Here is a 22,266-nt window from a genome sequence, read left to right on the forward strand (position 1 = left end):
TCACACCTCCGGGGTCACTGGTGCCGGGATTCCGTAGGTCTGCGGTTCACGACCGACCGAGAACGGCCACGCCTGCGCGATGGCATCCGCACTCCAGCCGCCGTCGGTATAGGCGCTGGCGACCTCCCGCGGGTGAGACCACAGCGACAGCTTGTCCCCGCCGATACCGATGGCCTGGCCGGTGACCGCCGCCGAGGCGTCCGATGCCAGGTACACCAGCAGGCCGGTGACATCGTCCGGGGTGCCGAAGCCCTCCGCCGTGCGCAGCCACGTCGGCAGCGGGGTGCCCTGCTGCTCATGCGCGTCGATATGCGGCGCGAAGGCGGGAATCGTCTTCGTCATCGCGGTGGCGGCGACGGGAATCACGGCATTCACGGTGATGCCCGACTTGGCGCATTCCAACGCCCAGGTGCGGGCCATACCCACGATCGCCGCTTTGGCCGCCGAGTAGTTGGTCTGACCGAAGTTGCCCCGCTGGCCCGCGGGTGAGCCGACCACGATGATCCGGCCGCCGTCCCCCTGCTCTCGCATCCGCTGAACCGCCGCGCGCACGCAGGTGAAGGTGCCACGCAGGTGCACGTCGATGACCGCGTCGAAGTCGTCGTCGGTCATCTTCCACAGCACTCGGTCGCGCAAGATGCCCGCGTTGGTGACGAGCGCGTCGAGTCGTCCGAACTCGGTGACCGCGGTCGTCACGAGGGATTCGGCGACCTCGCGGGAACCAACCGCGCCCGGCCGGGCTATCGCACGGCCTCCTGCCACCGTGATCGCGTTCGCCGCTTCCTTCGCCGCGGCTTCGTCGGCGTCGTTGACCACGACCGCCGCACCGCTGTCAGCGAGGGCTGACGCATACGCCAGCCCGAGCCCCCGGCCCGCACCGGTCACGATCACGACTTTGCCCGAGAGATCCATGCCCGTCCTTCCCGTATCGGGTATCACTGCGACCCAACGCTAGGCATATTTGCAACGGCCGTCAATATTCTGCCCAATATTGACGGCCTGGTCACCACGAGAGCAGCGGGAAGCCGTTACCCTGCGGACGTGGCAACCCCAGAGGTCGAAGGCAACGCCCAGTCGTTGCGTCCCCAGTCGCTCATGCTGAGCTTCCTCGGCATCCATGTGCTGCACCGTGACGTCGCGGTCTACTCCGGCAGCGTCATCGACGTGTTCGACCGCGTCGGGGTGTCCGAGGAAGCGGTTCGATCCACGCTGACCCGCATGGTCAAGCGGGGACTGCTCGCCAGGCACCGGAGAGGTCGCCGCATGTTCTTCGGCCTCACCGCTCGATCCAGCGCGGTACTCGAAGACGGCCACCGCAGGATCTGGCAGCGCGGTGTGATCAACCGGGACTGGGACGGCACGTGGACCATGGTCGCGTTCTCGCTGCCGGAGTCGGGCCGCCGTCTGCGGCACGATCTCCGTTCCCAGCTGATCTGGGCCGGGTTCGGGCCGTTGCAGAACGGCCTGTGGATCGCCCCTGGCACCATCGACATCCCAGCGGTGATCGAGGGCCTCGGGCTCGACGAGTACGTCAAGGCGTTTACCGCGCACGCCGCCAAGCCCACCGAGTCCAGGCTGCTGGCACATTCCGCGTTCGACATCGGCGACATCGCGGCGCGCTACGAGGAGTTCCTCCGGCGTTGGGACCGGCCAGGCGCTGGGTCAGACCTGCCCGATGACCTGGCGCGGCAGCTCGTCCTGCACACCGACTGGCTCCGGCTCGTCCGCGCCGACCCGCACCTGCCCGCGGAGCATCTGCCAGCGGACTGGCCCGCCATTCGCGCCGAGGAGGTGTTTCACACGCTCGCCAGCAGCTATGACCCACCAGCCCTCGCCATCGCCGATGACATCATGCGGACAGTCCCTATCGAGGGCCAGCAGGACGGTGCCGAGTCAGCTCACGGCAGCACGTGAAAGGTCAGGACCGCACCGGAACGACCGCCGACCACGAGGCTGTTCCGGTTGGTCTCGACATCGACGGCGAGCCACGGATGCTGCCCGTTGCCTGGCTGGGGCACGAACTCGGGGAAGTCCGAGCTGGCAATGTGGATGCGCAGGCCGTGACCGGCGCGGAGTCGGTATCCGACCTCGAACAGGTCGACGGTGACGTCGGTGGGCGTCGAGGCGTCGATCAGGTGGGTCTGCCCTCGTGCGATGAGCCGGGCGGTGCCGTCGGGCGCGACGTCCAGTAGTCGGACGAACAGGTCCATCCGTGGTCCGGTGCTGCTGATCGTTCCGGACAGGTTCACGGCGCCGACCAGATCGGTCTCGGTTTCCACCGGAACGGCGTTGAACTCAAGTACGTCGGGGCGCGCACCCCATTCGGACTCGTCGGGGTACTCCAGCAGGAACGCGAACGGATTGCTCACCCTGGAAGGCACGAGGTCGTCGGGATCGTGCACCCAGGTCAGCGTGCGCTCCTCCGCCGCAGGCCCGGTCACCAGGTCGCCATCGGCGCTGAGATAGAGCGAGCGCTGCTCAGCCCCCGGCGGCGGCCAGGACTCGGCCGTGCGGATCTCGTCGGTGTTGGCGAGGTTCCAGCGCACTCGCGGAATGTCCGACGCGCTTCCCCGGTCGCGAAGGAACACCTCGAAGAACTCGATCGTCGGGTCGAGGATGGTGGGAAGCTGCCGCATGATCTCCTCCCTCGATCGTTCGGGGAGCTTCTCGCCGTGCAACAGCTCGTAGCACTCGTGGTCGACGGCGTCGATGTAGAGGTACTCGTTGGTGGCCCAGGCTGCTCTCGACCGCAACCGCCGGTGGTCGGCCCATTGCCACGGCGCACAGTTGTCCCACCAGCCGATTGTCATCAGCACCGGGATGGCTTTGGTCGTGAATGGATGGCCGCACGGGAACCGCCGCGGGAAGACCGGTTCGGGAAACCACAGGTCGTATCCCGCCGAACGGTGGCCGACCTCGGCGAAGAACGCCTCGACGTTCTCGGCGTAGGGCCGGTGTTTCCAGTCGGGTTCCCAGAGGAATGTGTCATGGGAATGGAAAAACATGCACGGGTACAACCGATGGATCGCCATCTCGACGTCCCGTGTCGGCACTCCCGCCACATCAACCGGGAGCATGCCGAGATCGGTGCCGGTGAACCGGGGGCTGATCGCTCGCAGCGCGGGGTGTTGCGAGGCGACGGCGGCCCACTGGGTGTAGCCGTAGTAGGACTCGCCCCACATGCCGACGATCCCGTCGGACCACTCCTGGTCGACGATCCACTGGATCGTGTCGTACCCGTCGGCCGTCTCGTTGACGAACATCAACGTCTCGCCTTCGGAACGGAACTTGCCGCGCACGTCTTGCGCGACGACGTGGTAGTCGTGATCGGCCAGGTAGTGCGCGATCTCAGGGATGTGAGTGTAGGCCCCGGACTTGTCGTACGGCAGCCGGATGAGCACGGTGGGGCCGGGTTTGCCGCTGGCAGCGGGATAGTGGTCGGTCGCGAGCCGGACGCCGTCGCGCATCCGCACGCTGTGCTGGGTCGCGCTCGGATCGAGCGGGGCGGCGGTGGTTCGGAGTACGTGCATGGTCAGAGCACCTCATAGAACTTGATCCGGATATGGCCTTCGTGCAGCTCGTCGTAGGCGACACCGAAGAACACGGTGCGGGTCAGCCACGCATGGACAGCAGCGTCGGTACGAAACACCGGCTGAGTGCGGAAGTAGTAGGCGTCAGGGGAAACGTCCTCACCGGCATCGAGGGCCGCAACGACCTCGGGGCTTCCTGCCCAGAAGCCCCGGTTGACGATGTCGATCACCGCGCCGTCGTGTGCCCGGATCAGGTAGCGCGCGTCCAGTTCGAACACGTGGTCACGGCGCAACCGCGCCCAGTCTCCCCCGCCGGGAAGCACCGTGCCTTGCAGGCGCGGCCCATCGACGCTGCCGCCGACGATGGGGGTGAACGACAACTCGGTCGCTCCCGAATGTCCGATGTGGATCGGCTGCTCCACCATGGCGGTCACCTGGAAGGCGAACGCGAATCTGGGTTCGATGTCGTCGTTACTTCTCATCAGCTGCTCCTCGTCAGGTCGGTTGCCGTGCTGAGTCCGTCTCGTCCTCGCCTGCGCGGCCGCCAGCCGTCGCGGGGTACCGAGTCGATGAGTCGTTGGGTGTAGGCGCACCGCGGTGCGGCGAGGACGTCGAGCACCAGGCCGCACTCGACAACCAGACCGCGATGCATCACCACGACGTCGTCACAGAGCCGCCGCACCACTGGCAGGTCGTGGGAGATGAACAGCAGTGCCACGCCGAGGTCGCGCCTGAGCCGTTCGAGCAGCGCCAGCACCTGCGCCTGGATCGACACGTCGAGCGCTGACACCGCCTCGTCAAGGACAAGGGCGCGGGGCTCTGCGGCGAGCGCTCGTGCGATGGCCACACGCTGACGTTCGCCGCCGGACAGCGACCTCGGGCGCGCTTCGGCGTGCCGGGAGGGCAGTCCCACCTGCTCGACGAGCTCAGCTACCCTGCGGCGCCGCTGCTCGCTGGACAGCGACGTGTGCAGCCGCAGCACCTCGGAGAGGCAGCTACCGACCGTCTGACGGCGGTCGAGCGACGAGTAAGGGTCCTGGAAGACCATTTGCAGTGCGCGTCCTCGTTGGCGCCGCTGTCTCGTCGAAAGTCGCCCCATGGAAACCGGCCGCCCGTCGAGCCTGATCTCGCCGCTCGTCGGGCTGGTCAGGCCGACAAGCATGCGGGCAAGGGTGGTCTTGCCCGACCCGGACTCGCCGACGATGGCAAGCGATCCGCCCTCCGGGAGGGAGAAGGAGGCCGAGTCAACGGCGACGAGATCGTCGTGACCGCGGGCAGCGGCTTTGCGGACCCGGTAGACCTTGCGAAGGTCATGCACGTCGAGTAATGCCTCATCCGGTGGGCTCGATGGCGCGGCCGGAGAGTGCTGCCCGGCATCGGTGGCCGTAACCGTCGCCTCGGTGTGCCAGTGCGGACGTGCGTTCATGAGCGTCGTCGTGTAGGGCTCCCTCGCGCTGGTCCGCATCGCGCTCGCCGGGAGCCGCTCGACGATGACCCCGTCCTTCATCACGGCGATGTGATCGCACACGGCACCAGCAAGGTCGAGGTCGTGACTGACGAACAGCATGGCAAGATCTCGTTTCCTGCGCTCCTCGTCGAGGATGGCCATGACCTCCTCCTGGATGGTGGTGTCCAGCGCGGTGGTCGGCTCGTCCGCGAGAACGACGTCCGGCTCGGCGAGCAGTACCGAAGCGATCATGACTCGTTGCAGCAACCCGCCGGACAGTTCGTACGGACGTTGCCGCAGCCGACGGCTCGCGTCGGAGATGCCGACGTCGAGCAACAACGCCTCGGCGCGGCGCATCGCGTCGCCCGGGTGCACCCGCCGCACGGTGACCAACTGCTCGACCAGGAAGTCCCCCACCGTTCGCAGTGGGTTGATGTGGCTTCGCGGATCTTGGAACACGACCCCGATCCGGTCGCCGCGCACCCGTCGCATCGCGGCCTCGGTGAGCCCGGTGACGTCGAGATCGCCGAGGCGAACGACCCCGGTCATGGTCACGGCGGGCGGCAGCAGACCGATGATCGAACGGATGGTCATGGACTTGCCCGACCCGGACTCTCCTACCAGGCCCAACGCCTCTCCGGTCGCGATGTCGAACGAGACGCCACGCACGACGTCACGAGCACCCCGATCATGTCCGGCCGTCACGCGCAGGTCCTCGACGCGCAGTGCGGGTGCGGTAGTCATCGCGCCCCCTCGATGTTGAAACGGTCGGCGAGCCGGCTGGTGACCAGGTTCAGGGCGAGAACGGTCACGAGGACGGTGCCCGCGGCGAGAATGGACTGCTGGGGGTAGCCCTCGACGATCGCGCCCTGACCATTCGTGATCATGACTCCCCAGTCGGGCGCTGGCGGCTGGACACCGAGTCCCAGGAAGGAAATGGCCGCCAGGTCCAGCAGCGCGTACGCGTAGGCAAGGCCAGCTTGCACCAGGATGATCGGCAGCAGGTTGGGCAGCACGTGCAGAGCGCAGATCCGTAGCGGCGACTGGCCCTGTATCTGCAACGCGGCGACGTAAGGGAGGTTGCGCTCCCTGATCGCGACCGAACGGATCACCCGCGCGGAGAGCGGCGCGTACGCGATGGCCAGCGCGCACACGGGTGCCGTGAGTCCCGGCCCGAAGACAGCCGCGGCGATGACCGCGAGCAGCAGCCCAGGAAACGCGAAGACGATCTCAATGGCGCGCGAGACAATGCTGTCGACCCAGCCACCGCACCAGGCGGCCACCACGGCGAGCGCCGTGCCAAGTGACAGCGACAGCACCGCGACCAGCGCGGGTCCCGCCAAGCTCAGCCTGGCACCGTGCAGCAGACGTGACAGGAGGTCCCTGCCGCTGTCGTCCGTCCCGAATGGATGTTCCGCCGATGGTGCGGCGTAAGGGTTCGCGAGGTCGATGGTGGTCGGATCATGCGGCGCGAGCCAGGGAGCGAACACGGCCGCCACCGCGACACACACCAAGAACCCGGCCGACACGGCGGCGAGCACCCCGCTTCCGCTTGGCGTCCGCGCGAGCCGGAGCGCATGTCGACCAAGGCCAAGGGACGGTGCGGTCATCTCGCGCTCCCCTCCGCAACCGCTCTGGGATCGATGGCAACGTTGACGAGATCGACGAGCGTGTTCACGAGCACGAACGCCGTCACCATCAGCAGCGAGGTCGCTTGGACCACGGCCATGTCCTGTTTCGCGGCCGCTTCGACCAGCAGCGAGCCGAGTCCGTTGACGCCGAAGGCCTGTTCGGCCACCGCGGTGCCGGCGAACAGGCCCGCGATACTCAGACCCGACACCGTGAGAATGGGTGCGCCCGCGTTGCGCAGGATGTGGCGCCGGACGATCAACGGACCGGGGATGCCGCGGCTTCGTGCCGTATCGACATGCTCGGCGTCCCGCTCCGCCGCGACCGCGACGCGGGTCACGTGGGCCACGTAGGCCGTGAACGACAGGCTCAGCGCGATCGCCGGAAGCGTCAGATGCTCGAGCTTGCCGAACAGGCCCTCCCCCGATCCGTAAATCGGGAACCAATCCAGCTGCGTGGAAAACAACCAGATGAGTGCGATCGCGACGACGAAGGTGGGCGCCCCCATCGCCACCGTGGTGAGCACGGTGACGATCGTGCGTACCCGGTGGCCGCGAAGCGCGGCGACCACGCCAAGCCCGACTCCGATGACGACGATCATCGAACCGGCATAGCCGATCAGCAGGGCGGTATTGCCCAGCCTGCTGGACAGTAGCGCGGAGACATCGGCACGAAAGACCATCGACTGGCCGAAGTCCCCGGTCATCGCACCCGCCAGCCAGCGCAGGTACTGCTGCGGCCATGGTTCGTCCAAATGGTACTGGGCACGAATCATGGCGAGCGCATCTGGACTCGGCAGCGTGCCGCCCGCGAGACTCGCCGCCGGGTCCCCTGGCGCCATGGCAAGGGCACCGAAGATCAGCACACTCGCGATCAGCAGCGTCACGGCCGCTTGCCCGAGGCGCCGCAGCAGCAGCCGCGTGATCGGCCACCCGGCGATCATGACGTGACACCACCCAGTTTCGCGGCCCATGGCGAGCTGAGGTATGCGCTGGACACCGGGATCCCGCTGAGCGAGTCACTGAGGTAGGCCGTGTTGTACAGGCTGGCGAGCGTCACCTGGAGGCGGTCAGGCGCGAACACCTCCTGAGCCGCCACGAACCGTCGCGCGGTCGCCGCGGCGTCCGTGGTGCTCGCGGCCTTCTCGAGCAGCGCGACCGCCTCGGGATTGTCATAGCCCGACCAGTTGAACAGGCCGTCAGGACGCACGAACTCGGGTGCGTAGTAGAGCGCTCCCGGAACCTCGATGTAGCCGGTCGTGAGGACGAAGTCGAACCGCGTGCGCCGTGGCTCGTCATAGAAGAGCTCGGAAAACTCCGTGGCTTGCAACTGCTCCAGCTCGATGGTGACACCGATGTCCTTGGCCGCGTCCTGCACCACCGTCGCGGCCTGCGTCGTCATCGTGCTGCCAGCGGCGATCGCCATCGTCAGCGGTACCGAGCCCGCCCCCGCCTCGTCGACCAGTTCCCTGGCCCGCGCCATGTCCTGCTCGTGTGACGGCAGTGCCTCGTAACCGGCGCGGTAGATGTCGGCGTGGGGCAACCCGCTCCAGGCCAGCGGCGGAGTGAACGTCTTCAGACGTTCGCCGTAGCCGCGTAGCACACCGTCGATGAGCGCGTCCTTGTTGATGGCCAGGTCAAGGGCCGTTCGCAGCCGGGGATCGGCCGCCGGGCCTTCGTCGGTGGTCGGGCCGAAGCTCAGCGAAGCGGTGCTCGGGCCGAACAGCATCCTGCCGCCATCGGAGCCCCGCAGGGAAGCCGCTGAGGTGACCGGCACATTGTAGGCGCCGTCGATCTCGCCGGCGCGCAACGCCGATGTCAGCGTGGTGTGGTCCGCGACGAACCGATACACCAGGCGCTTCACCTTCGGGGAGCCGTCCCAGTAGCCGGGGTAGGCGGTGGCGGTGATGCTTTCTCCCGGCCGCCACTTCTCGAACTGGAACGGCCCCGTACACATCACTCCGGTGGCGGGGTTGCCGAAGTCGCGACCGGCGTCCTCGGCGAAGTCTCGCTGCACGATCACGCCGGCTGGCCCCGCCAGCGCCGCCCTGAACTGCGCGTCGGTCTCGGTGAACGTCAGGGTGACCTGCGAGGGGCCCGTCACCGCCATCGACGTGACCTTCCGGAACGCCGAGGCGTAGACACCACCAGCCTCGGGGTCCGCGGTGTGCCGATAGCTCCACAACGCGTCCTTGGCGGTCAACGGCGAACCATCCCAGAACGTCACGTCGTCGCGGAGGGTGATGACGAACGTCGTGTCGTCAACGAACTCAGCGGACGTCGCGAGACCAGGACCGATCGAGAAGTCCGGGTTGACCCGCAGCGTGCTCTCACAGAAGTTGGCGGCAACGGTGCTCTCCGACTCGACCCCTGCCCGGAAGGGGTCGACGGTGCGTGGCTCGCCCGTTGGCAGCCCCCACACGACTTCCTCGACCGGTTCCGCGCCAGGTTCGGTGGTCGTGACCAGCTCGACTCCGGCGTCCTGGTCCGTGCCCGGAGCCGCGGAGCACGCAGCCACGAGGCTGACCGCAAGGACCATCAGGGACGTTTTCGACAACAGCGTGGGCTTCATGGAGCCCTCCTCACTAGACTTCCGAGGTGAGTGAGAGAGCGCGGCACGCGCTTTCTCGTATCGGTGCGGGCATCACGCGCGATAGACCAGGTGCCCGTCGACATAGGTGCGTTCGACGGCCGTCGAGCCGATCTGGTCAGGAGACACATCGAACGGGTCGCGGTCGAGCACGACGAGATCCGCCGGTCGGCCCACCGCGATAGTTCCGGTCCACTGGTTCAGCTGGCTCACCCAGGCCGAGCCAGCGGTGTAGGTGGACAGCGCGACCTGCAATGGCAGCGCCTGCGGCTGTCCAAGCGGCGAAGCGCCGGGAGCGGCACCGTAGTGGACCCGGTTCACGGCCACATGGATGGCCGCGAGTGGATCGGGAGTGCTCACGGGCCAGTCGCTGCCCATAGCCAGCGTTGCCCCGGCACGGAACAGGTCACCGAATGGGTACTGCCGTCGGGCCCGCTGCGTGCCAAGGAACGGAATCGTGAGTTCGTCCATCTGGGGTTCGTGCGTAGCCCAGAGGGCTTGGATGTTGGCCGTCGCCGCCAAGGGCCGGAACCTCGGCACGTCATCGGGGTGGACGAGCTGCACGTGCGCCAGGTGATGGCGGCGATCCGCGGTCCCGTTGACCGCCCGGGCTAGGGACAACGCGTCGAGCGCGTCCCGTACCGCGCGGTCGCCGAGGGCGTGGAAGTGGACCTGGAAGCCAGCGGCGTCAAGCGCGGTCGTGACCTCTGCGGCGAGTGTGGCATCCAGGAAGCTCATCCCGGTGTTACCGGTGGGATGGCCACAGCGGTCGAGATAGGGTTCCAGCATCGCCGCGGTATGGGTTTCCGCGACACCGTCGAGCATCACCTTGACCGTGGGGGCGCGGTACCGGTTGCCGAGGCACGCGACCTCGTCGCGCAGTTTCGCCAGAGCCGCTACCTGATCCGCGATGCCGTCTCGCGGGCATGTTCTGTCCCACCACAAGGCGGCGGACACTCGCGCTGTCAGCCACCCCTCCTCCTGCGCGCGCAGATACGCCTCGTGGGGTGAAGCGCCGGAGCCACCCACATCGACCATGGCGTCCTGCCAGCCGACAACCCCGAGGGAATGCAGGTAACGCTGCGCCTCCCGCAATCCGTCATCCATATCCCGCTGGGTGTCAGGCGGAACCAGGCGCGCGACCAGGTTCGCCGCTCCTTCATGCAGGGTTCCCGTTGGACAACCATGGGCGTCCCGCTCGATGCGGCCATCGACGGGATCCGTTGTCGTCTCATCGATGCCCGCGAGCTCAAGCGCCAGGGTGTTGACCCACGCCGAGTGGTGGTCGCGATTGGGCAGATACACCGGGCGATCCGGCACGACGTCGTCCAGCACCTCCTTGGAGGGGCATCCGCCAGGGAAAGCGCTCATCGACCAGCCGCCGCCCAGCACCCACGGCTGGCTGGAGCGGGCCGCATACTCGTGGATGGTGGCGACGTAGTCGTCGATCGTCTCGCCAGCGGTGAGATCGCACCGCAGTCGCTCCACGCCACCCATGACGGGGTGCACGTGCGCATCGACGAAACCCGGAACGAGCAGCTGCCCCGACAGATCGACGACGTCATCAGCGGACGCGACGTATGTAGCCACCTCGGCGTCGCCGCCCACCGCGACGACCACGCCGTCACGTACCGCCACGGCGCTCGCCGTCGTACGAGCCGCGTCCGCGCAGAACACCGCCCCGTTCCGGAACACCGTGGTTCCCATCGGGCACTCCTTCCCTATCGCGAGTCGTGATGCGAGACACAGTGAACGCCGTGTCGCTGTCGTTGTCAACAGCGTTGACAACGTTGATTCCTACAGAGTTGTTCGCACAGTGATCGCCTGTTACATTGGGCTCGTGCCTGATACCCCTGGGAACGCCGTACCGGCCGTCGTCGATAACCGAGCCGACACCGCACCGACACTTCGGCCACACCGCGAATCGAAAAAGCACCTCCAGCGCGAGGCCGCGATCTCGACGGCACTCGAACTCGCCCGCAGGGAAGGCACAGCGGGTCTGACGATGCGGCGGCTTGGCGACGAGCTCGATCTCGACCCGACGACGCTCTACCGGTTGTTCCGGGACAAGGACGACCTGCTCTTGGCCGTGTGTGATCGCGAAATCGCGATCACCGTCGATGAGCTCGGCACAGTAAGCAGCGACGAGCCGTGGCAGGACGTGCTCCGCCGCATCGCTGAGCGAGCATGGGAGGGCGTTAGCCGCAATCCCACCGTCATCGCACTCACCTTCGCTCGCACCACCGGTGGTCCGGGCGAACGCCGGATGGTCGAGCTCATCCTGTCGACGTTCGCGCGCGCAGGGCTCTCGCGGGCACAGACCGTGGTGTACTACCGCGCCTTCGCCGATGCGGTGCTCGCCTTGCGCGGCCAGAACGCCGTGCTCGCTACGCTCGACCCAGAGGTGCAGGAAAAGGACGCGACCGCGTGGTCGCGGATCTACGCTCAGTTGGGGGCAGACGAGTATCCCGCCGCCCGAGCCCACATCGCGGAGCTCGTCGACGTCAAGGACCAGACCATCTACTTCGCGATTGTGGAAGCCATCATCTCCGCGGCCGAGCGCGCGGGCGCCACAGCGGATCAGGGTTAGGCGTCCGCTGCGCTGGGCCGCGCTCGACAGCGGTCAGGCGGCGCTCCCCCGATGAGCAGGCAGGCCCACCGCGAGCAGGCACCACGCCGGGGTCTGTCCGATGGAGTATGTGCCAGAGCACGATCAGCATCCTGCGCACCAGCACGCGGGCCTCCTGCGCCGTAACCAGTTGGAGTGATCGTGGCGCTGATCCCCGTGTCGCTCGGTCCGCGCTGGCTAGCCTGTGCAGGACCATCGGCCCTGTCGGCGCCGGTGGAGCCAGCTGGCGTGGATCCGCCCGTTCGGCCCTTACCACAGTCGCACTCACCGAAGGCCTGGCCCGATGACTGAGTACACCCGATCCTCCATCACGATCGACGCCACGCCAGGCGAGATCATGGACACCATCGCCGACTTCGCCTCCTATCCGGAGTGGGCCGGTGAAGTCACCGCCACCGAGATCATGGAACCCGGACACGGTGGGCGCCCGGCACGCGTCCGGCTGATCATCGACGGAGGTGCCATCCGCGACGACCAGACGCACATTTACCGTTGGGACGGCGACCATGCGGTGTACTGGTCGCTGGCTTCTTCTCGTCTGTTGCGCAGCCTCGAAGGCTCCTACTTGCTCGAACCGCGGCACACCGGCGGCACGGCGGTCACCTATCAGCTCCGCCTTGACGCCAAGGTTCCCATGCTTGGCGTATTCAAACGCGAGGTCGAAAAGGTTGTCATCGACCGTGCCCTGTTCAGTCTCAAGCGCCACATCGAAACCCACCGCAGCGGCCACTACCCACGCTGATACTGAAGCAACTCTCGGTGCTATGGCCATCGGAGGTGCCCATACGATGGCGCGAGCGTGTGCCCGCTGACCTCGTGGAGGACGATGGTCCTGTGGGATGCACACCAGGTCATGCTTGGGCTGTCGGATGAGCACGGCGACGGATCGTCTCCGAATCATCTTTTCGCCCAGGAGCCGCAAGGGTGGGTTCGCCGTGCTCACGCGGACCCTGCGCAGGGCATGGGACGGCGGCATCTTCTCGGAAGCGGCCGCCGCCGCGTTCTGGCAGACGTTGTCGCTAGCTCCGCTACTGCTCGCCTTGCTGGGTTCTCTCGGCTATATCGGCGACTGGCTCGGCCACGAGGTCGTGGGCAGGGTCGAGGCTCAGATCATTGACGTCAGCGGCACGATCTTCAGCACCGACGTCGTTACCTCCCTCATCGCGCCGACGGTACGGGACATGCTCACCGTCGGGCAGGGCAAGATCGCCTCGATCGGCTTTCTCATCGCGCTGTGGGCCGGATCGTCGGCGATGGCCTCATTCATCGACGCGATCACCGCCGCCCACGGCCAGCATCGCGTGCGCAATGAGGTGTGGCAGCGAATCCTTGCGCTGCTGGTCTACATCGCGAGCCTGGTCGGACTGCTCATCGTGCTGCCGTTGATCGCCATCGGACCCACGTTGCTCATCCAGTCGTTCCCGGCCGACTGGGAACCGATCATCACCACCTGGGTGACAGCGCTGTACTACCCCACCCTGGGCGTGCTGTTGCTGCTCGCGCTGGCCACCCTGTACAAGCTGGCACTGCCTCGCAAGCTGCCCTGGCACCGCGGGCTGCCCGGCGCGGCACTGGCCATGCTGATCTTTCTACTGTCCAGCACCGGCCTGCGGTTCTATCTGGCCAGCGTCATCAAGACCGGCTTCACCTACGGTGCCTTGGCGACACCGATCGCGTTCCTGCTCTTCGCCTTCTTCATCGGCCTGGCCGTCATCGGCGGCGCCTACTTCAACGGCGCGATCGAGGAAGTGTGGCCGGCTCCCACGAAAACCCCGGCGCCGGGAGCGGTCAGCGAGGAGCCCGCCATGGGCACGGAGAACGACGGCGACGGCGAAGCCACCGCGGTTCGGGCTGCTGGATCCCGCCCACGGCACGAAGACTGGTGACGTCGTTGTCCTAGGTGCTCGCGTTCGGACTCGTCGACCAGGAGTCTGTCCGCAATGCCCTGGGCATCCGGGATCGAGATCACGGTCTAGAGGGGACAGAGCGTCTACCTGCGCAGCCAGCCAGACCTATCAGTCTGGTTTTGGACGTTGCCGAACGGGGAACCTGACAGTTCGAGAACGCTCAGAGTCGAGTTGTGGAGCTGAGAAGGGTGCACATCGACGAAGAAGGACGGCGACTGGTTTTGGCCGACCACGGGCCTGGTGTCGTCGCGCTTGCTGCGTGGGATGCTTGCAGTAGGCCGTCTGTCACGTCTCGTGCGGTACGGACGGACTAGCCACACCTCGCCATGGCTTGAGAAGAAGTGAGGTGAAGGGTCATGGTGCGAGCCAACAATGCCGCGAACCGGAAGGCCGCGGCCACTCACGAACGGTTGAACGCGCTGAGAAAGAGAGTCGTCACCGTCGGTCACGAAGTCGAGCAGCTGCTCAATGAGCAGGGAGTATCTCCTGAGCAGTTGCCCACGACACTCACCGTGAACGCGGGGGCGGCAGCTCAGGAGGTCGCCAAGCATTCCAGGCGGGCCAGGAGGAGGCTGGTCAAGAACGCCAAGCGCACCCGTAAGGAGCTCTTGCGCGAGGCGACGCTGGCCACCCGAGAGGCGCGGCAGGTTGCCCGGGAGCTCCGGCACATCGGTAAGGCGGCGGCAAGCAACGTCGGTGCCGAGTTCCAGACACGGGCAGCAGAGGCTCAGCGGGAAGTAAGCAAAGCGGCCAAGCGGACGCGGCGCAAGACCCGGCGAGTCAATCACACGTACTGGCCCTGGCTTCTGGGCGCCGGGATCGCCATCGCCGCGGGAGTCGCCTACCTGGTGCGCCGTCGGCCGACATCTGCGGCAACCCTTCACGACGAATCAGACACCGGCTCAGCGACGACCGGTGGCGACGAGGCGGACAGTGCCGCGCCAGTCACCACTGGCGATACGGCGAAGACCGACGGGCAGATCTGAGAACACCCGGTGCCCACCGATCTACAGGTGGAGGTGAGATCTGGACTCCCCTACCCGCCCTTGTTGATGTCGCCTACCAGCCGCCGCTCCCAACAGGCGAGAATACTCCACCAGAATCGTGCCCCGCGGTTGCTGTTCCTCGGGAGTTCGCCCAGCAGCGGCGGCGACAAAGAGCTGCCTCAGGCCTGGACGTGCGGTTCGACCGACACCGCGAAACCGTCGCCAACCTCGACCCACAGCCCGCGCCCACCTCTGCGCAGGGCATGGCATGCGGCCGCAAGTGCGGCACGCAGCGTTCGCAACGCCCACACGCCAGAACGCTCATCAGAGTTCATCGCGATGCGCCACTGCACTTCCAGCCACCCGTCCTCGGCCAACTGCACACCATCGACCGATACGGTTGGGGTCGCTTCGGCGGCCAGCAACCATCGCACTTCCGTTCGCAACGTCTTAAGCGCGCCATGATCGTCACTCTGCACAGGAATCGCCGTCAATACGCGATACCATGCCATCGCACGCCACCTCCTCGGCCGCCGTAGAGTCAAGCAAGATCGTCGACCACGACGGCACAGGTGGGTTCCTGCCAGCGAGGCTACCCGCACCGCGACGACAGATTTCCGCGAAATCGAGCATTTACCACACGGGAACAAAACCGATACAGATTCAACATCTGCTATTTCGGGGCCTCAGAATCTTTCGGCAGTCACAGCCATACGTGTCAGTGACCCCGCCAGGGCGAGTCGCGCGCTGCGGGCACAGTCGGTTCGCCCGGCCGGCACCGTCACAGCTCGGGTGCGCGCAGTGGCACCGACGAACCACTACGCATCGTGCACTGCCACATTCCCACCGGCGGCGAGGAGCGTCCGATCCGATGGCAACCAGCTCCACATCGGTCAACCGGGGACGGCGGCCCGGCCACGGCGGGTCAGCACCACATGGTCGTGGCAGAACACATACAGTTCGGTCAGGAGGCCCTCGAGATTGTTCGTCACACAACGATCTTCGAGGACCTCCGCCTACTTCCTGAGCACGACGCGCCTCACGCCATTCTCACGGAAGCGTTCATCTAGATGTGACGGTATCCTCGGGTCACCGTGAACTCCGCAATCGAGCCCGGCGGAGGTGGAGTTTCCGGCTTCCAAACCCGACGGTGCATCTGGCCCGTCACCCGGAGTCCAAGCCGATGCCCATCGACGGCCACGTGCACCTCGGTCGTGCAGCCCGCGTGGGAGAACAGCGAGGCGTAGTACACCTCGGCGGCCGTGGATCGGTCAACGCCGAGGCGTTCGGAGAGGCGCATCGCGACGAGTGTCGTCTGCAGGCCGTGTTCGAAGGGGAAGCCCATTCCGAGATCGGTTGCCAGGCCGAGCAGTACGAGGTCGATGCTTCACTGCTGACGTCGCCGGACGGGAAGCGGTAGCGTCGCGAACAGGAAGGAGGGTGGCGGCATGGCTACTCGTGTGACCGACCGTGAGCGGGTCCAGCGCCTGGTCGACGACGGGGCACAGCTGGTGGAGGTGTTACCACGTGCGGAGTACGAGCACGAGCACATCGCGGGCGCGCGCCACATCTGGCTGCGCAAACTGGACACCGAAGCACCTCGACGGCTCGACCGGAACACACCGGTCATCGTGTACTGCCACGACACCCTTTGAGACATGAGTCCACGGGCCGCGTGCCGGCTCGAACAACTCGGCTTCACCGACGTCTACGACTACGTGCCGGGCAAATCCGACTGGATGGCCGCGGGGCTGCCCCGAGGCGGGGAGTCTGCTCAGACTCCCTACGCAGGCGACCTCGCCAGCCATGATGTGCCCACGTGCCCGATCGGAGATCCACTGGCCACAGCGGAGAAAGCACTCCGCGAGCACCGGGTATGCGTTGTCGTTTCCGCCGACAGCACGGTCGTCGGCGCGCTCTACCCCGACGACCTGCGCAACAGCGGCCCCGACGCGACGATCGACGAGACGATGCACCCGGGCCCCACTACCGTGCGCGCCAACGAACCCGTCGACCCGCTGCTGGAACGCATGCGGCACGCGGACATCGACGGCATTCTCGTCACCGATCCCGAAGGACGGCTACTCGGCCTGTTCCACCGGCACCACGCCGCCTGATTTATATCGTAGACTCATCCGGATAGACGGATATACGCGACGCGGAAGCTACATCACCGACACGGAGTCGTTCGCCATGATGCCCGAGCCCTCGGATCTTGAACTCAACAAAGCGGCCGCGACCGCCGCGCTCACCCCAGCTGCACGCCACCTTCATCGGGCGGTCCTGACCGCGTTCGTGGAAACCGGTCGTGCGCCGACGAGGGCCGACCTCGCCCGCATCGCCGACCGCAGCGGCATCGTGGCCGCCGATGCATTGACGGAGCTGGCCGAGCGCGATGTGATCGCCTTCGACGCCGACGGCGAGATCCGCGCCGCCTACCCCTTCTCCCCTACTCCCACCGCGATCCGGGTGAGCTGGGACAGCGACCGTGCCGTGCACGCCATGTGCGCTGTCGACGCACTCGGCATCTCGGCGATGCTCGACCGGCCGGTCACCATCGTCGCCGCGGAACCCGGCACCAACGCCACAGTCACCGTCCACGTCAACCGTGACGAGGCCCGCTGGATACCGGAATCGGCGGTGGTGTTCGCGGGCACGGTCAACGATCGGTGCTGCCCGTCGGTCGACAGCACCTGTGGTCACATCAACTTCTTCACCAGCACGGAAGCCGCGACCGTATGGGCGGCTGAGCACCCCGAGATATCCGGGGTTGTCCTCAACCAGACGGATGCGCTTGCGTGCGGCGTCGCCGAATTCGGATCGCTCATGTGATACAGCGACACGTGATGCAGTGGCTGGCCCCGCCCCGCTTGGAGTCCACCGCAACCCCTCGGCACCTGCCTCCGGAGCGAACTCAGCTGTCGATGCCACGCAGCATAAGGTCGAGGCCCAGCTCAAACTGCGCGTCCGGGTCTGCCTGACCGCAGAAGATCTCGGCGACGGCGACTAGTTCAGGCGGGACGTCGGGTCGCACTAGCTCGGCGACGGTGTTCGGCTGACATTCTTGCTGGCTGGAGCTCCAGGCAACGTCATTGAAAGCGGTGCCAAGCGCGAATGAGGTGATGGTGCGCAGCCAGGCGTAGGCACGTTCTTCCGACACGCCACTGTCCGTCGCCGCTGTGATATGGGCCTGGATACACCGCAGCGATGACGCGGGCATGATCCCGTGGCTGGTGATCAAGAATGCCGCCCCGGGATGACGATGGACCATCTCGCGCAACGAGTACGCGAACGACTCATAGCCCTTCCGCCAGTCGCCATCGACCAGAGCAGCGTCCTCGACCTCACTCCAGAGCTGCTCAACCACCCCGTCGAGAAGGTCGTCCTTGTTGACGACGTGCTTGTACAGCGACATCGCCTTGACGCCGAGCTCAGCCCCGAGTTTGTGCATGCTCAGCTCGCCGAGCCCATGGCTGTCGATGTAGCGCAGCGCCGCGTCAATGATCCGCTCCCTTGTGAGCGGTGCACGCTGGCCGACCCTGTGTTCTGTCGTCGTCATCCTTGACAGCTTACACCATAAGCCATACGGTCAATGGCAGCTTACGGCATAAGCCATTGTGGCGATGGTAATGCGCTGACACACGGAGCGCACCATCGAGCAGGGAGATCGACATGACCACACCAGCACCGCCAAGGGCCGACGCCGGTTCGGGAACCGCGATCGAGCTGTCCGGCTTGGGCAAGGTCTACGGGCGCGGCAAGAACACAGTCACCGCGGTGCGACCGACCACGATGGCGGTACCGCGAGGCCAGGTGATCGGGCTGCTTGGCCCGAACGGGGCGGGCAAGACCACCATCATCAAGATGATCGGCGGCTTGATCACGCCGACGTGGGGAACCATCACACTCGGCGGTTACGACGTGGCGCGGCACCGCAGCCAGGCCGTCCGCCAGATCGGCGCGGTCCTTGAAGGCTCGCGCAACGTGTACTGGCCGATGTCGGCCTGGGAGAACCTGATGTATTTCGGCCAGCTCAAGGGGCTGCGCGGTGCCGCGATCAAACCCAGGGCGCAGCGATTGCTCACCGAGCTGGGTCTGTGGGAGCGGCGGCGCCAGCCGGTGGGGTCGTTCTCCCGGGGCATGCAGCAGAAGGTCGCGGTCGCGGCCGCGCTGATCACCGACCCGCCGATCATCCTGCTCGATGAACCCACACTGGGTCTGGACGTCGAGGCCGCCCGCACCGTCAAGGACTGGATCACGCGCCTAGCGCGCCACGAGGGCAAGACGGTCGTGCTGACCACGCACCAACTGGAGACCGCTCAGGAACTGTCCGACCGAATCGCGGTGGTCAAGGAAGGTGAGATCATCGCCGACCTGACCACTGGCGAACTGCTCACGAGGCACGCCGAGAACCGCTACACCGTCACGGTGGCGGGATCGCTCGGCGACCTGGACGGCACCCTCCCCGAAGGCTCGCATGTGGACGCCCGAGCCGACAGCACCCGCGTCACCTTGCCCGACGACAATCCGGATGATCTGTACAAGCTTCTCGCGCACGTGCAGTGGCACGAAGCGCGCCTGCTCTCCGTCGACCAGTCGCGGCCCAGCCTCGAAGAAGTCTTCATCCGCCTGATCAACGACACGACCCCGACCGCCGAAACCGGTCACGGCGCACAGGACGGGACGGAGCCAGCGGCATGACAACAGCGTCGCTCATCCCGGTCGGCGCGCCAAGCCGCGGGCTGGCGTTCCAGACCCGGCTGGTCAGAAACGAGACCGCCAAGGGCCTGCGGCTGATGTGGCATCGGCGAGGCATGGTGGGTGTCGGAGTGCTCATGAACGGCCTCACCTACCTGGGCATCAGTTTCTTCATCGGTGGTGGCCACATCGTCGAACCCTTGATGCTGCTGACCCTTCCGGCACTGCTGGCCATGACCATCGCCGGAACCGCGGCGCTGCAGGGCAGCGGCGGCGTCGCTGAGGAGATCTACGGCGGCACGCTGGAGCAGACGCAGCTCAGCCCCGCATCACCGCAGGTGCAGGTGCTCGGCCGCATCGCGGCACTGGCGATTGAAGGGTTAGCCGGTGCGGTCGTGCTCGGGGCCGTGTTCGCGCTCGGGTTCCGCCTCGACTACGACGCGCACCTTGCCGCTGCCCTGCCCGCGCTGCTTACCGTCGCCGATGCGCTCGGTTACGGGCTGCTGATCGCCGCGCTGACGGTGCGCGTCGCCAGCATCGGCGCGATCACGCACGTGTTCAATATGGTGATCATGGTGTTCGGGGGCATGGTCGTGCCGATCACGGTCTTCCCGGGTTCCCTGGAGACTGTCGCGCAGTTCGTCCCCACCGCGCTCGGGGTTCAGGCGTTCAACACCACGCTGGCTGGTGAGCCGCTCGCGACCATCTGGTCGGACGGCACCCTGCCATGGCTGATCGTCCACTCCGGACTCCTAGTCACGCTCGGCCTTGCTACATACGTCGCCAACATCCGCCGCGCACGCCGCGAGGGAGGACTGAGCCCACGATGAATACTCGTTTCGTCACCGCCCTGGCGAACGAGGTCCGCAAGGGCTTGCGGTTCGCGTGGTCCGAGCGACTGCAGATTTTCATCGAACTGCCGATGTTCGCCGCGTTCATCCTGCTACTCGGCCCGCTGCTTGGCCAAGGCACACGCGTCGTCACCGGCACTGTGGACTGGTCGCTGGACAGCGAGTTGACCTCCGTCATGGTCGTCTGGTTCGTGCCGTTCATCTTCTTCTACATGCAGGTCGTGAAGATGTTCTGGCGGCTGCTCGGCGAGATCCAGGCAGGCACCATCGAGCAGGTCTACCTCTCCCCGCTGCCGTCCTGGCTAGTCGCCGCCGCAGGGCGGGTAGTCGCCGCGTTCCTGGAGACATTGGTGGTGGCCGCGGGCACCTACGGCATCGTGGCCGTGTTCGTCCCGATCCGCATCGACTGGGACGCCGCCGCCCTGCTCCCGGCGGTCATGCTCATGCTCGCCGCCGTCGGCGTCTCGCTGATCATCGCGGGAGCGACTCTGGTGTGGAAACGGATCCAGCTGGTCAACGACACCGTGCTGCTCATGGTGATGCTGTTTAGCGCCAGCGCCGTTCCGCTCATCGATGTGCCCGCCTGGTGGGCCGCCATGAGCCACGTCTTCCCGCTGACCGACGGTGTCGGCAGCCTCTACAAAGCCTTACTCACCGACCAAGAGATCACCGCGCCCTGGGGTATCGGCGGCCTGGTGCCGATGCTCATCACCACTGCCGCCTACCTGGCCGCGGGCGTCCTCGCGTTCATGTGGGGCGAGCGCACCGCCAAACGCCGAGGCGCTCTCGGGCATTACTGATCGCCAGCGTCACTCACACGAACTCGGTTACACACCTCACAACGTGGTCCGCGTGACACGGTGACTGCCTTCGGCGTACCGGCGTAACGCGGTGAAGTCACGAATGGTGATTTTGCCGCGGCGAACCGCGACGAGATCGTGGCGTACGAGCTGTCCGAGCGCGGTGGTGGTGCGTTCGCGGCTGGCGCCGACCAGAGACGCTAGCTGCTGGTGCGTGAGCTTGACGGGTTCGTCGGGCTGCCTGCGCGCGAGTGAGCACAGCGTTCCGCACAGCCGTGCCTCGATGGTTTTGCAGCCATCTCCCGCCGGGACAAGTCGCGAAACAGGTCCACCTCGGCGATGCAATACTGCTCGTCCGCTGGGGTGCTGGCTGCGGGCATCAGACTATTCATCATCGACCGAGTTCAACGCTGTGTCCAATTGATCGAGGAGTTCGGCGAGGTCGGGATTTCCCATCGAGACAACCCGCTTCCCCAGCAGGTAGGTCGGGGTACCCACCACCCCAGGTGGGAGTGGCTGGTTCGAGTCCTCGGCCACATCGATCACTTCGACAGGCTGAGCCGGTCGGTGCTGCCGCACCGCGTCGACGACGCGCAGCGCGGTGCGGCAACTCAAGCACCCCGGAGCGACATACACCCGGAGGATGGGCCGGTCTGGAGTGCAGGTGGTCATGAGCGGATGCGGCGACGCAGACCGTAGAGCACCGCGGCGGCGACCACGCCGAAGATGACGTGCCCCATGAGGCTCAGCCACTGGTCGCTACCGACCTTGAACACCATGTCGGACATCTTCGGATCAGCCGTGACCGACAGCCACAACGGCATGACGATCAACGCCCCGAGTACCCACCAGGCGACGCCGTACATCATGCCGGCACCGAGTGTCGCGGCGATGTTGCTGGCGAATCCCCACGCGATCAAGCCGAAGATCGCGCCGATGACCGCCGAGTTGACCAGATGGACCAGAAAACCGACGAAGGCGTTCTCCACACCGATGAGCATGCCGATCATCGGCAGCATGTCCGCCATCATCATGGCCATGAGCATCCCGAACACGACTCCACCGACAACACCGGCAATGACACCGTTCGTGATACGAGCGCCGAGACCGGCGTGGGCGGTGTGAGCTGCTGTAGACACGATCAAGCTCCTTTCCAGGCAGCACCGACCCTCGGTGCCGCTGGCCTACCGTGGTCCACCG

24 protein-coding genes and 1 pseudogene are annotated in these 22,266 nt (G+C 66.3%); 12 read left to right on the plus strand and 13 right to left on the minus strand.

The genetic code is table 11. The features are described from left to right. Entirely contained in the window at positions 1-912 is a 912-nt protein-coding gene (locus tag AMYHA_RS13315) for an SDR family oxidoreductase (protein ID WP_034271462.1), read from the minus strand. A 129-nt stretch (positions 913-1,041) separates the two neighbouring features. On the opposite strand from AMYHA_RS13315, the gene AMYHA_RS13320 reads away from it, so the two are divergent. Beyond that, positions 1,042-1,914, plus strand: coding sequence for a PaaX family transcriptional regulator (locus AMYHA_RS13320; protein ID WP_231104738.1), 873 nt, complete (start codon positions 1,042-1,044; stop codon positions 1,912-1,914). Here AMYHA_RS13320 and AMYHA_RS13325 read toward each other — a convergent pair. From AMYHA_RS13325 to AMYHA_RS13355, 7 genes are all read right to left on the minus strand, one after another. Next, the gene (locus AMYHA_RS13325) at positions 1,899-3,530 is read right to left on the minus strand and encodes a CocE/NonD family hydrolase (protein WP_051399853.1); all 1,632 of its coding nucleotides are present in this window, start codon (positions 3,528-3,530) and stop codon (positions 1,899-1,901) included. The two genes, AMYHA_RS13320 and AMYHA_RS13325, sit on opposite strands and share 16 nt — an antisense overlap. A gap of 2 nt (positions 3,531-3,532) precedes the next feature. Further along, positions 3,533-4,012: a DUF3237 domain-containing protein gene (locus AMYHA_RS13330; protein WP_051399854.1), complete on the minus strand. Its 480-nt coding sequence runs from the start codon at positions 4,010-4,012 to the stop codon at positions 3,533-3,535. Beyond that, entirely contained in the window at positions 4,012-5,721 is a 1,710-nt protein-coding gene (locus tag AMYHA_RS13335; RefSeq protein ID WP_051399855.1) for a dipeptide ABC transporter ATP-binding protein, read from the minus strand. Before AMYHA_RS13335 ends, AMYHA_RS13330 begins: the two co-directional genes overlap by 1 nt. Next, on the minus strand, positions 5,718-6,587 hold the full coding sequence (locus AMYHA_RS13340; RefSeq protein ID WP_034271464.1) for an ABC transporter permease: 870 nt from the start codon (positions 6,585-6,587) through the stop codon (positions 5,718-5,720). The genes AMYHA_RS13335 and AMYHA_RS13340 overlap by 4 nt, the downstream gene beginning before the upstream one ends. Next, positions 6,584-7,549, minus strand: a complete 966-nt coding sequence (locus AMYHA_RS13345) for an ABC transporter permease (protein ID WP_196776888.1) — start codon at positions 7,547-7,549, stop codon at positions 6,584-6,586. Before AMYHA_RS13345 ends, AMYHA_RS13340 begins: the two co-directional genes overlap by 4 nt. Continuing rightward, the gene (locus AMYHA_RS13350; protein WP_034271466.1) at positions 7,546-9,177 is read right to left on the minus strand and encodes an ABC transporter substrate-binding protein; all 1,632 of its coding nucleotides are present in this window, start codon (positions 9,175-9,177) and stop codon (positions 7,546-7,548) included. Before AMYHA_RS13350 ends, AMYHA_RS13345 begins: the two co-directional genes overlap by 4 nt. A 72-nt stretch (positions 9,178-9,249) precedes the next feature. Next, positions 9,250-10,902 carry an amidohydrolase gene (locus AMYHA_RS13355; RefSeq protein WP_034271469.1) on the minus strand — a complete coding sequence of 551 codons (1,653 nt, stop codon included), beginning with the start codon at positions 10,900-10,902 and terminating at the stop codon, positions 9,250-9,252. Between the two features lie 133 nt (positions 10,903-11,035). On the opposite strand from AMYHA_RS13355, the gene AMYHA_RS13360 reads away from it, so the two are divergent. The 4 genes and pseudogenes from AMYHA_RS13360 (at position 11,036) to AMYHA_RS13375 (ending at position 14,717) form a co-directional block, all read left to right on the plus strand. Further along, on the plus strand, positions 11,036-11,785 hold the full coding sequence (locus AMYHA_RS13360; RefSeq protein ID WP_196776889.1) for a TetR/AcrR family transcriptional regulator: 750 nt from the start codon (positions 11,036-11,038) through the stop codon (positions 11,783-11,785). A 322-nt stretch (positions 11,786-12,107) separates the two neighbouring features. After that, entirely contained in the window at positions 12,108-12,566 is a 459-nt protein-coding gene (locus AMYHA_RS13365; protein ID WP_034271472.1) for an SRPBCC family protein, read from the plus strand. 127 nt (positions 12,567-12,693) lie between these two features. After that, positions 12,694-13,584 (plus strand): annotated as a pseudogene (locus tag AMYHA_RS13370) (YihY/virulence factor BrkB family protein); the annotation flags it as partial. A gap of 503 nt (positions 13,585-14,087) precedes the next feature. Then, positions 14,088-14,717: a hypothetical protein gene (locus AMYHA_RS13375; protein ID WP_034271475.1), complete on the plus strand. Its 630-nt coding sequence runs from the start codon at positions 14,088-14,090 to the stop codon at positions 14,715-14,717. Between the two features lie 179 nt (positions 14,718-14,896). Here the strand turns inward: AMYHA_RS13375 and AMYHA_RS13380 are convergent, their stop codons facing one another. Next, positions 14,897-15,229, minus strand: coding sequence for a hypothetical protein (locus tag AMYHA_RS13380; RefSeq protein WP_034271476.1), 333 nt, complete (start codon positions 15,227-15,229; stop codon positions 14,897-14,899). A 671-nt stretch (positions 15,230-15,900) separates the two neighbouring features. Between AMYHA_RS13380 and AMYHA_RS27045 the strand changes: the two genes are divergently transcribed. The 4 genes from AMYHA_RS27045 to AMYHA_RS13395 all read left to right on the plus strand — a co-directional run bounded on the left by AMYHA_RS27045 (position 15,901) and on the right by AMYHA_RS13395 (position 17,549). After that, the gene (locus AMYHA_RS27045; RefSeq protein WP_157362095.1) at positions 15,901-16,137 is read left to right on the plus strand and encodes a hypothetical protein; all 237 of its coding nucleotides are present in this window, start codon (positions 15,901-15,903) and stop codon (positions 16,135-16,137) included. Positions 16,138-16,165: 28 nt separating this feature from the next. Next, positions 16,166-16,372 carry a rhodanese-like domain-containing protein gene (locus AMYHA_RS25735; RefSeq protein ID WP_084037188.1) on the plus strand — a complete coding sequence of 69 codons (207 nt, stop codon included), beginning with the start codon at positions 16,166-16,168 and terminating at the stop codon, positions 16,370-16,372. A 3-nt stretch (positions 16,373-16,375) separates the two neighbouring features. Continuing rightward, positions 16,376-16,834, plus strand: coding sequence for a CBS domain-containing protein (locus AMYHA_RS25740; RefSeq protein WP_051399857.1), 459 nt, complete (start codon positions 16,376-16,378; stop codon positions 16,832-16,834). Positions 16,835-16,910: 76 nt separating this feature from the next. Next, the gene (locus tag AMYHA_RS13395) at positions 16,911-17,549 is read left to right on the plus strand and encodes an alkylmercury lyase family protein (protein ID WP_051399858.1); all 639 of its coding nucleotides are present in this window, start codon (positions 16,911-16,913) and stop codon (positions 17,547-17,549) included. 82 nt (positions 17,550-17,631) lie between these two features. On the opposite strand, the gene AMYHA_RS13400 is transcribed toward AMYHA_RS13395, so the two are convergent. Beyond that, complete coding sequence (locus tag AMYHA_RS13400) at positions 17,632-18,276, minus strand: TetR/AcrR family transcriptional regulator (protein ID WP_034271481.1); 645 nt, start codon at positions 18,274-18,276, stop codon at positions 17,632-17,634. 113 nt (positions 18,277-18,389) lie between these two features. Here AMYHA_RS13400 and AMYHA_RS13405 point away from each other — a divergent pair, with 113 nt between their 5' ends. Genes AMYHA_RS13405 through AMYHA_RS13415 form a run of 3 tightly spaced genes read left to right on the plus strand, consistent with a single transcriptional unit; the run spans position 18,390 to position 21,066 of the window. Next, positions 18,390-19,418 carry an ABC transporter ATP-binding protein gene (locus AMYHA_RS13405; protein WP_051399859.1) on the plus strand — a complete coding sequence of 343 codons (1,029 nt, stop codon included), beginning with the start codon at positions 18,390-18,392 and terminating at the stop codon, positions 19,416-19,418. Continuing rightward, positions 19,415-20,245 (plus strand): ABC transporter permease, encoded by an 831-nt coding sequence (locus tag AMYHA_RS13410; RefSeq protein WP_034271484.1) that lies wholly within the window; start codon positions 19,415-19,417, stop codon positions 20,243-20,245. The genes AMYHA_RS13405 and AMYHA_RS13410 overlap by 4 nt, the downstream gene beginning before the upstream one ends. Then, positions 20,242-21,066: an ABC transporter permease gene (locus tag AMYHA_RS13415; RefSeq protein WP_034271488.1), complete on the plus strand. Its 825-nt coding sequence runs from the start codon at positions 20,242-20,244 to the stop codon at positions 21,064-21,066. The genes AMYHA_RS13410 and AMYHA_RS13415 overlap by 4 nt, the downstream gene beginning before the upstream one ends. A 36-nt stretch (positions 21,067-21,102) precedes the next feature. On the opposite strand, the gene AMYHA_RS28425 is transcribed toward AMYHA_RS13415, so the two are convergent. Genes AMYHA_RS28425 through AMYHA_RS13430 form a run of 3 tightly spaced genes read right to left on the minus strand, consistent with a single transcriptional unit; the run spans position 21,103 to position 22,205 of the window. After that, on the minus strand, positions 21,103-21,411 hold the full coding sequence (locus AMYHA_RS28425; RefSeq protein WP_034271491.1) for a Crp/Fnr family transcriptional regulator: 309 nt from the start codon (positions 21,409-21,411) through the stop codon (positions 21,103-21,105). Positions 21,412-21,450: 39 nt separating this feature from the next. Next, positions 21,451-21,738 (minus strand): thioredoxin domain-containing protein, encoded by a 288-nt coding sequence (locus tag AMYHA_RS13425; RefSeq protein ID WP_034271493.1) that lies wholly within the window; start codon positions 21,736-21,738, stop codon positions 21,451-21,453. Next, positions 21,735-22,205: a hypothetical protein gene (locus tag AMYHA_RS13430; protein ID WP_084037190.1), complete on the minus strand. Its 471-nt coding sequence runs from the start codon at positions 22,203-22,205 to the stop codon at positions 21,735-21,737. The genes AMYHA_RS13425 and AMYHA_RS13430 overlap by 4 nt, the downstream gene beginning before the upstream one ends. Positions 22,206-22,266 lie beyond the last annotated feature (61 nt).

This window comes from Haloechinothrix halophila YIM 93223, from assembly GCF_000504245.1.
Classification (GTDB): Bacteria; Actinomycetota; Actinomycetes; order Mycobacteriales; family Pseudonocardiaceae; genus Haloechinothrix_A; species Haloechinothrix_A halophila.